3 protein-coding genes and 1 pseudogene are annotated in these 3,005 nt (G+C 59.9%); all 4 read right to left on the reverse strand.

The genetic code is table 11. From position 1 onward, the window contains the following. Nucleotides 1-112, reverse strand: a pseudogene (locus QD357_RS31605) (triose-phosphate isomerase); the annotation flags it as partial. Between the two features lie 42 nt (nt 113-154). After that, on the reverse strand, nt 155-1,204 hold the full coding sequence (gene fba / locus QD357_RS31610) for a class II fructose-bisphosphate aldolase (RefSeq protein ID WP_414125918.1): 1,050 nt from the start codon (nt 1,202-1,204) through the stop codon (nt 155-157). 6 nt (nt 1,205-1,210) lie between these two features. Next, a complete protein-coding gene (locus QD357_RS31615; RefSeq protein ID WP_414125919.1) occupies nt 1,211-2,233 on the reverse strand; it encodes a class 1 fructose-bisphosphatase in 1,023 nt (340 codons plus the stop codon). After that, nucleotides 2,230-3,005: transketolase-like TK C-terminal-containing protein (locus QD357_RS31620; RefSeq protein WP_414125920.1), on the reverse strand; the 776-nt coding region annotated here is incomplete at its 5' end. The genes QD357_RS31620 and QD357_RS31615, both read right to left, overlap by 4 nt.

Raw genomic sequence — 3,005 nt, forward strand, 5'->3', positions numbered from 1 at the left:
GATGGGACGTGATGTCTGCGGCCCTGAGACCGTGCGCAAACTGCGCGGCATCGGCAAGCGTCTTGTTCATCTTCCAGCTGGTGCCAATCCAGAGGGTTTTCTTCTCKGTMATCGCCGCTTCACCACGTTTGCGTTCAAATKGATGTTGGCCGACCTAGAGCGAGCCGGCTCGATACCGCTTCGCCATTTCCGCGAGCGGCACAACATGAATGGAGCTTGCGCGTCCTGCCGTTCCGAAAGCTTCGAATCTCTMGCGGCACAGCTTTGAAAGCGCCGTCATTGCAGGCTTCAAATATTTGCGAGGGTCGAATTCTGTCGGATCTTCGGACAGCACTCGGCGCACCTGCCCGGTMATTGCCATGCGGCAATCAGTGTCGATGTTGACCTTTCGCACACCATGCCGAATGCCGCGCAGGATTTCCTCGAGCGGCACGCCCCAGGTGGGCTTCATCCGCCCGCCGAAGCGATTGAAAATTTCTTGCAACTCCTCCGGCACGCTTGACGAACCGTGCATGACGAGATGGGTATTCGGAAGTTTCCGGTGAATCGCCTCGATAACATCCATTGCCAGCACGTCACCGTCCGGCCGGCGTGAGAACTTGTAGGCGCCATGGCTGGTGCCCATTGCGACGGCAAGCGCATCCACCTTGGTCTCCGCGACAAATTTCGCCGCCTCCTCCGGATCGGTCAAAAGCTGATGCGGATCGAGCTTGCCTTCGACGCCGTGACCGTCTTCCGCCTCGCCCGTACCGGTCTCAAGCGAGCCCAGAACGCCAAGCTCCCCTTCCACCGAAACCCCTGCCCAATGGGCCGTGTCGCTGACGCTTCTCGTKACCTTGACGTTGTAGTCCCAATCCGCMGCGGTTTTCCCGTCAGCAAGGATCGATCCGTCCATMATGACGGACGTAAAACCATGCTGGATCGCGGTGACGCAGGTGCTCGGTTCGTTTCCGTGGTCAAGATGGACGCAAACGGGGATATGCGGATAGATTTCCGTCACAGCCTCCATCATGTGCTTGAGCATGATGTCGTTGACATAGGCTCGGGCMCCACGGCTCGCCTGGAGAATCACAGGCGAATCCGTTCCGTCGGCCGCTTMCATGATGGCAAGCGCCTGTTCCATGTTGTTAATGTTGAACGCCGGGACGCCGTAGCCGTGTTCGGCGGCATCATCCAGCAGCTGGCGGAGAGTAATCCTGGCCATGACGTGTTACTCGCTGGTTGGATTGGAATTGAGATAGCTTGCGATCACGTCGACCTCCGTCGCCGAACCGAAAACCAGCGGCGTGCGGCAATGGTGAGAGGTCGGGATCTTGTCCAGGATGGCGGTCGTGCCGTCGGTGGCCCGCCCCCCGGCCTGCTCCATCAGGAACGCGATCGGATTCGCTTCATACACCAGGCGAAGGCGCCCATTTTCAAAGCCGGGTCGCTTGTCGCCGGCGTAGAAGAACACACCGCCCCTGATCAGGATCCGGTGGAGCTCTCCGACTGCCGATCCGAGCCAACGCATGTTGAAATCGCGGCCGCGCGTTCCCTCCTTGCCGGTCAGACAATCCTGAAGATACAGGCTCATGGCAGGGTGAAGGTGACGGTGGTTGGAAGCGTTATATGCAAGCTCGGACGTGTCGCGAGGTATCTGAACCTGCCTTTTGACGATCAGGAACTCGMCGGTTTGGGKATGCATCGTCGCCAGCAGCACACCCTCACCGACCGAAAAGCCCAAATCGACCGTGTTGCCGAATGAGACATAACCGGCCGCGGCCTGGCGCTTTCCAGGGGTTAAAAAGGGATCTTCAGCTTCGCAGAAAGGCATGATCGAGAAGATCGTGCCGACGGGCGTGCCCAGCCCGACATTGCCTGAACCGTCGATCGGATCGATTGCKACCGCAAAATGCTGGCCATTGAGCATAACTGGCGCGTCGGCCTCCTCGGACAGGACCCTGGCAGCGCCTGCGCGTGCGAGTATTTCGACGAACAACTCGTGCGACGCGATGTCGATTGCCTTTTGCGCATCACCGTCGGTATTTGATCCGACAAGGTGGGCCAGATCGCCCTCCAGGGAACCGGCTGCGATGCGTGCGGATAAAAGACAGGCGCCATCCAACACACCGTGGATTAGAGCCGCCACCCCCTGACGGGACAAATCCTCAGCAGCCCAGGTCGAGAGGTACTCATCGACAGAACCATACTGGACGCCCGCTTCGTCATTTCCGGGTGTCGCCGGCGCGCTCATTGCTTGCCCCTTATCCTTGCTAGGGCGCGCGTGACGATTGCGTCACCCGTGATCCCAAATTGCTCGTACAGCGTCTCGGCCGGCGCAGACGCTCCGAAGCCGGACATCCCAATCACGTCGTCTTCGCTGTCGACATACCTAGTCCAGCCGAACTTCGAGAGCGCTTCCACGGCAATGCGCGGCGCGTTGCCGAGGACCGAGCTGCGGTAATCCTTGGGCTGCTGTTCGAAGAGATCCCAGCTCGGCATCGAGACGACAGCGGCGGGAACGTTTCTCGCCTCAAGCTMGTCGGCAGCCTGGATCGCAAGCGCGACTTCCGTTCCAGTGGCGATGATTGTGACGGCACGTTCGCTGCTCGCTTCCCGCAGCACATAGGCTCCYCGTGCGCAGCGATTGATGCCGTCACGCTGGGCGCGCAGTTGCGGGACATTCTGCCGCGAGAGCGCMAAAACCGACGGCGTGTTCTTGCTGGTTATTGCAAGATCCCAGCATTCCAGCGTCTCGATGGTGTCGGCCGGCCGGAATACATGCAAGTTCGGCATTGCMCTGAGGCTGGCAAGATGCTCGACCGGCTGGTGCGTCGGACCGTCTTCGCCAAGACCGATCGAGTCATGCGTCATCACGAAGATAGAGCGGACGCCCATCAGAGCCGCCACACGAATGGCATTGCGGCAATAATCCGAGAAGACGAGGAACGTGCCACCATAGGGTATGACGCCGCCGTGAGYCGCCATACMGTTCATCGCGGCGGCCATGGCAAACTCTCTAACGC

The organism is Rhizobium sp. BR 317, from assembly GCF_047445835.1.
Taxonomy (GTDB): Bacteria; Pseudomonadota; Alphaproteobacteria; order Rhizobiales; family Rhizobiaceae; genus Rhizobium; species Rhizobium paranaense.